The 6,259-nt window shown below is 43.4% G+C and carries 5 protein-coding genes; 3 read left to right on the top strand and 2 right to left on the bottom strand.

Going from position 1 to position 6,259, the window contains the following annotated elements:
* The first annotated feature begins 55 nt into the window (after window positions 1-55).
* Together A3735_RS25775 and A3735_RS25770 are read left to right on the top strand one after the other, a co-directional pair.
* Window positions 56-1,753: a hypothetical protein gene (locus tag A3735_RS25775; protein WP_068634072.1), complete on the top strand. Its 1,698-nt coding sequence runs from the start codon at window positions 56-58 to the stop codon at window positions 1,751-1,753.
* A 25-nt stretch (window positions 1,754-1,778) separates the two neighbouring features.
* The gene (locus A3735_RS25770; protein WP_068634071.1) at window positions 1,779-2,447 is read left to right on the top strand and encodes a hypothetical protein; all 669 of its coding nucleotides are present in this window, start codon (window positions 1,779-1,781) and stop codon (window positions 2,445-2,447) included.
* Window positions 2,448-2,450: 3 nt separating this feature from the next.
* Here A3735_RS25770 and A3735_RS25765 read toward each other — a convergent pair whose 3' ends face one another.
* Window positions 2,451-3,413 carry a YheT family hydrolase gene (locus A3735_RS25765; RefSeq protein WP_068510646.1) on the bottom strand — a complete coding sequence of 321 codons (963 nt, stop codon included), beginning with the start codon at window positions 3,411-3,413 and terminating at the stop codon, window positions 2,451-2,453.
* 449 nt (window positions 3,414-3,862) lie between these two features.
* Here A3735_RS25765 and A3735_RS25760 point away from each other — a divergent pair, with 449 nt between their 5' ends.
* Complete coding sequence (locus A3735_RS25760) at window positions 3,863-4,903, top strand: alpha/beta hydrolase (protein ID WP_068507260.1); 1,041 nt, start codon at window positions 3,863-3,865, stop codon at window positions 4,901-4,903.
* A 100-nt stretch (window positions 4,904-5,003) separates the two neighbouring features.
* Here A3735_RS25760 and serA read toward each other — a convergent pair whose 3' ends face one another.
* Window positions 5,004-6,233, bottom strand: coding sequence for a phosphoglycerate dehydrogenase (gene serA / locus A3735_RS25755; protein WP_068507262.1), 1,230 nt, complete (start codon window positions 6,231-6,233; stop codon window positions 5,004-5,006).
* Window positions 6,234-6,259 lie beyond the last annotated feature (26 nt).

Genomic DNA, 6,259 nt, shown 5'->3' with positions numbered 1-6,259 from the left:
TTAAAGCGGTTTTATTTTGAAACTTGATAATTACTCTTTGGACCGGAATTAGCTTATGGCCTTGTCATCTACGAGTCTAAGTTCTATTGAACTGGTTCAGCCGGAAATTGAAGCAACAATTCAACACGCAGAGCAAAGCCTGGAACGATTTCAGGAAAATCGCGACAGTGGAGAAGATCTTCAGAACTGCATCGATTACTTGAACCAATTGCGCGGTATCTTTGTGCTGGTAGAGGTACAGGGCTGCGTGCTGCTATGTCAGGAATCTGTTGCCTTAGCGAATGAAGTGCCTGTTGGTGCAAATGACGACAAAAATGGCCTGTTAACAAACCTAAGTAATGCTATTTTTATCTTGCGCCGTTATACCGAATATTTTTGTCAGAAGAAGCTTGATCATCCAGAGCTTCTTTTGCCGATTATCAATGAGCTTCGAATAGCCAGAAAAACCAAACCCTTTCCAGAGTCACACTTTTTTGACTTACCCAGCGATAGGGCATTTGACCCGAGCACTATATTTGGCCTATCGAGTAGTAATAAACTTGGTGACTTTGAACACCACGCTAAGCGCTTCAGGCATATGTATCAGGTTGGTTTGCTTGACATATTGCGTGACCGAAACAAGCAAATAGCGTTGCGGCTAATCTCTCGTGCCTCCAAAGGTGCAATGAAACTATGTGCTGGTGAGCCATTGGCGCAATTTTGGGCCTTAGTGAATATTGTCGCAGACACCTTGCTTGAACAAGATATGAGTACTCATGACCTTCGCAAGCGCTTGTTTATGAAGGTTGAAAAGTACCTTCGTGAGATGGCATTGGTTGGAACTGTGGTGACCAGTAAATCGGCACCGGAGTCTTTGCATAAAGAGCTTATCTACTTGTTAGCAATTAGTGGTTATTATTCTCAGCAAGTGAATGCAGTACTGGAAGGCTACAAAGTTTCCCTATTGGATTTTGATGAAAAGTCTTTATCGGCAGAAAGCAAGCGGTTGTTTGGCCCGGGTGCAGATGTTCTTAAGTCTTTGTCCAATGCATTGCAAGAAGAGCTAATTCAGCTTAAAGAAAAATTAGATATTCTTGAGCGTGGTGATGCGCCAAGCGATGAGGATATGCAGTTTATAGTGGGTGTCTTTGAACGCCTGAGCAGCACCTTGTCTATGCTCGACCTGAAGAAAATTAGCCTAGCTTGTGATCAGCAGATCGAAGCAATCAAAACTTGGCAAGGCACAGGGACGGATGTTGCCGAACAGGATTTATTTGCTGTAGCTGACGCTGTGTTAGGTATTGAGCAGGCGATTAAGCGCTTTGAAGAAACGGGTATTCAGGGTGAAGTAGAGTTGCAGTCGGCCCATAAAGATGGCGAAACGCCATATTTGAGCGAAGCGACTATCGTTGTTATTGATGAGTCAAAGTCCGGGCTAGGCTTGGCTAAACGATCAATTAGCTCCTACGTTGAATCCCAGGGTGATAAGCTTCACCTGGCAACAGTCTATACTGTCATGGACAGTATCCGTGGTGCAATGAGCATCATTGGTGAGGAGAGGTTAACGTCCTTGTTATTGAAGTGCATGTCCTGTATTCAACAGGAGTTGGTTGACGGTGATACGATGCCTGACCAGACTTTGTTAGAAACTCTGGCTGATGCACTGACTTCATTGGAATACTACATTGAGAGTATGACCAAGGCACAAACCCAGAATGATGCTTTGTTAAAGTTGTCAGAAGAAAGTCTGGCTTCAATTGGGTATGGTACTTAAGCTTATACAAGGGTAGGAGGTAATTATGTTCTTGCCCGTCTTGTCTATTGCTATTCTCGGCGCTCTGCTAATTGTTATTTCTTTCAAGTACCTGTTCCTTCGTACATGGTTCAAGGCATGGCTAAAAGCTACGCTTGCTATTCTAGCTATACTCTCTGCAATGGCCCTTCTTTACAGTTCCTGGGATTTGTACAGTTTTAAAGCACAAACTTCTGCTCAAAAGATAGCAAGCGTTGAAACATTTAGACTTGGACCTCAACGATATAATTTGGTTTTAGAGCTAAACGAACAGCCTCCTCTGCACTTTGAAATAGAAGGGGATGTGTGGCAGCTGGATGCTCGCTTGCTCGTCTGGGGAGATTTCTGGCGCTTTTTAGGGATGGAAGATGCATTTCGTTTTGACCGCTTATCTGGACGTTACCATTCAATAGATGATGAAAGAAATAAGCCCAGGACGCTGTTTAATCTTTGGCAGGCTGACAAGGGCTCAGAAAATACGCTGCCTGTGCTTAGAGATTTTAAGCAATGGCTAACTAGTTATAAGTGGCTGCCAGGGGCGAGCTTGGTTTACGGGAGTGGTACCTTTATTCCTATGAAAGACCGGGCTCGGTTTAGCGTTTATTTGAGTGAGGGTGGTTTGCAGGCTCGAGCGGAGAATGTTCAGGCACACGAGGCAATTGAGAGCTGGCTTTAAGCTTTAAAACCGGCTTAAGCGATTTAAGTATTCAATCGCACGTTCTTCTGACCAGTAGAGTCCTTCTTTGTTAAAGCCCATAAAGCCAACATGACCACCAAAACGTGGTGTTTCTAGCTCGAAGCAAGGGTTGCTCTTCGCTGCTTCATGTGGGAAACATTGCTTTGTGAGGAATGGGTCATCTAACGCGCTGATAAGTAGTGTTGGTGTATTTATCTGTTCTATATACCTGCTAGAACTCGATTTGTACCAGTATTCTTCTGCACTAGCAAAGCCGTTTAATGGTGCAGTGTAGCGCTGGTCAAAGTCGTAAAAGGTTTTCAGTTTTCTAAAACCTGTTAGGTCAACTTCTTGCGGGAAACGAAGCTTTTTTTCTTTAAGTTTTGCTTTAAGGCTGAACAGGAAATTTTTCATGTAAATTTTATTCTGTGGCAGCGCTAACTGTTTTGAGCTGCTAGTTAAATCACATGGAACAGAAAAGGTAACGGCGCCGCTGACTTCTTTGGGAACGTCTTCGGATTCGCGGCCAAGGTATAAAAGTGTCTTATTGCCACCAATGCTAAAGCCAACTAAGCAGACCTCTTCGTAACCTTGTGCTATGGCATGCTTAACAACGTATTGTAAGTCTCCTGTTTGACCGCTGTGGTATGACTGGAGCTTTCTGTTTGGTTCGCCACTGCATGAGCGGAAGTTCCAGGCAAGCACATCCCAGTTGTTCTGGAGCGCAATTTTCGCCATGCCGAGTATGTATGGACGTTTACTATGTCCTTCAAGGCCATGACTAAGCACCACAAGCCTTTTAAGAGGGCTTTGCTTGTTCTTGGCCCAATCCAGGTCGATAAAGTCTTGGTCGGGTGTTTCCAGGCGCTCACGAGTATAAAAGTCAGCTGATACCTTTCTGAAAACTGAAGGATAGACGCTCTGAAGGTGGCCATTTCTGGCCCACCAGGGAGGAAGGTATTCCATTTATTTATCACCCAGCAAAAAATATCTGGTGATTATGCGGCAAAACAGGCCGCTGTTAAATACTAAAAGTCGAGAAGCTGTTGAACGAGGAAGCCAAGCATGATGCCAGTGATGCTCATGGCCAATACGATGTCGATAAAGGTAAAAGGTTTACTTTCTTGTCTCATGATCTACTCTCTTCTTTATTTGCGACACTAATTACTCAGGTAATGAACCAGCAGCTAAGATAAGTTTGCTAGTTCACGGTAGGTCGCAATTTAAAATATCCTTGTAATGTCGTTGTGGTTATATTGTAACTAAATTATTGATGCTTTTTAGGGCTCTAATTTAAAACAATGTTAAATGTGAGTTTATGTATCTGAGCGTTTGTTAATTTTTAACAAAGCTAATAGAAACGTCTAATTGCGTCGTTTACATCTAGATACAAAGTAGTTAATTGAGGAAGTTGAATGAATTGGGATCGTGATCGCTTATTAATGGAGTTAGGTAAGTTTTCGTTTAAGTCGAAAGCTGCAGTTAAGGGGGAAATAGCGCATTACTATGACTTCTATGATATGGCTTTCTATCGTGAGTTCGACGGACTAGAGCAGCGTGCAGGTTGGCTTGATGCAAGTGACTTTCGTATCGTTATGCAAAGCTTTAAACCACTTGATGCTAAAGGTACCGTGTTTGTGTTTCATGGATACTTCGATCATGCCGGAATATATCATCACCTAATTCGCTTTTTAATAAAGTCGGGTTATGCGGTTGTTATCTATGATATGCCTGGACATGGATTATCAAGTGGCAAGCCTGCTTCAATTCAGTGTTTCCAGCAGTATCAAGAGGCGATCGATGCTTGTTTGGCGTCGTGTCGCGCTAATCTACCGCAACCATTCCACTGTGTTGGTCAGAGTACGGGCGGGGCAGTTTTGATTGACCGCTTAATGCATACTGAAACGCACGGTGAAGCTTTTGATAAGGTGGTTTTGCTCGCGCCGCTGGTGCGACCTAAAGGCTGGAGCTTTGTTAAAAAGGCTCACTCTTTGGTTAAACCGTTTTTCAAAGTGTGGCATCGCTCATTCTCACAAAATAGCGCGGATGTGAAATTCCTGAAGTTTCTGAAAGAACATGACCCCTTGCAGTCCAAGTGGTTGGCGGTTGACTGGATTAGTGCCTTACGCGATTGGGTTCCACGAATTGAAAGTGGTAAGAAGCTCAAACGAAAGGTATTGATTATTCAGGGCACTGACGACATGACAGTTGACTGGGAACACAATATCACGGTGCTAAAGAGAGTGTTTAGTGAGGTGAAAATAGCCTATCTAGAGGGTGCGCAGCATCATCTGGTAAATGAGTCGCTTCTCAAAAGGCAGAGCGTGTTTGACGCTTTGCTTAGTGAGTTTAATGCAAATTCCACGACGAGTATTGTTGAGGAAAAAAAGGCAGGCAAAAAAGTGACCAAGAAGGTAACTAAGGTTCGTAATAAAGGCTCAGCATCCAAGGCATAAGCGCTTTTCGTTAGAATTAAGTCTTAATTTAGAAGTAAAAAAGCCGCATTCAAATGAGATGCGGCTTTTTGCTTTTTGCTTTTTGCGGATCGAATTGTTTCTAGAACAGAACTCGACAACGAATCGTTCCGTTGACTGTTTTTAGCTTGTCTTTCGCTAGACCGCTGCACTCTTTATTAACATCAATTACAACATAACCCACGCCTTCGTTGGTTTGAAGGTATTGACCTAGAATGTTGATGTTGTTTTCAGATAGCACTTGGTTGATCTCGGACATAACACCCGGAATGTTCTCATGAATATGAAGAATTCTGTGGTTATCTGGGTGAGATGGTAGCGCAACCTCAGGGAAGTTAACCGAAGTGATAGAAGTACCAGTATCACTATAGGTAGCTAGCTTCTCACCAACTTCGAAACCAATGTTGGCTTGCGCTTCCATTGTGCTACCACCAACGTGAGGCGTTAGGATAACGTTATCAAACTCGCGAAGAGGAGAAATAAATTCTTCGTTGTTTGACTTAGGCTCTACAGGGAATACATCCACTGCGGCGCCCAATACTCGGCCAGACTTAAGTGCTTCACATAATGCGTCAATTACAACAACTGTTCCACGAGCTGCGTTAATGAAGATGCTGCCATCTTTCATTTGAGCAAACTGTTCTGGTCCCATCATGTCTTGTGTTGCACCGGTTTCAGGTACGTGCAGGCTGACAATATCAGACATGCCAAGCAAGTCTTCCATAGAATCAAGTTGCGTTGCATTACCCAAAGGAAGTTTGGTTACTACATCGTAGAAGTAGACCTTCATGCCCAATGATTCAGCAAGAACGCTCAACTGGCTGCCGATGCTGCCGTAGCCAACAATCCCGAGCTTTTTACCGCGAATTTCGTAGCTATTGGTAGCTGATTTTAGCCAGCCACCGCGGTGAGCAAGAGCATTCTTCTCAGGTACGCCACGAAGTAGTAGAATTGCTTCGGCAAGTACTAGTTCGGCAACACTTCGAGTATTTGAGTAAGGAGCGTTAAAAACAGCGATACCGTGTTTGGTAGCTGCTTTAAGGTCGACCTGATTGGTACCAATACAGAAACAACCAACTGCGATTAGCTTTTTAGCGGCTTGAAATACTTCCTCAGTCAATTGAGTGCGTGAACGAATACCGACGAAGTGAGCATCTGCGATCTTTTCGATCAACTCATCTTGAGCCAAAGAAGTTTTCAAATATTCAATGTTGGTATAACCTGCCTTTTTAAGTGTTTCCACAGCAGATTCATGTACACCTTCTAAAAGCAAAAACCTGATTTTACCTTTATCTAAAGACGTCGTAGTCATATTCGCAAAAAACCTTTTATCTAAGA

This window comes from Oleiphilus sp. HI0061 (genome assembly GCF_001635675.1).
The sequence above is the reverse complement of the archived record's forward strand: the minus strand, read 5'-3'. Positions and strand labels throughout refer to the sequence as shown.

Excerpts from the sequence above, each read along its gene's own strand:
- A3735_RS25775 (WP_068634072.1), top strand. The coding sequence starts at position 56 with ATGGCCTTGTCATCTACGAGTCTAAGTTCTATTGAACTGGTTCAGCCG.
- A3735_RS25770 (WP_068634071.1), top strand. The coding sequence starts at position 1,779 with ATGTTCTTGCCCGTCTTGTCTATTGCTATTCTCGGCGCTCTGCTAATT.
- A3735_RS25765 (WP_068510646.1), bottom strand. The coding sequence starts at position 3,413 with ATGGAATACCTTCCTCCCTGGTGGGCCAGAAATGGCCACCTTCAGAGC.
- A3735_RS25760 (WP_068507260.1), top strand. The coding sequence starts at position 3,863 with ATGAATTGGGATCGTGATCGCTTATTAATGGAGTTAGGTAAGTTTTCG.
- serA (WP_068507262.1), bottom strand. The coding sequence starts at position 6,233 with ATGACTACGACGTCTTTAGATAAAGGTAAAATCAGGTTTTTGCTTTTA.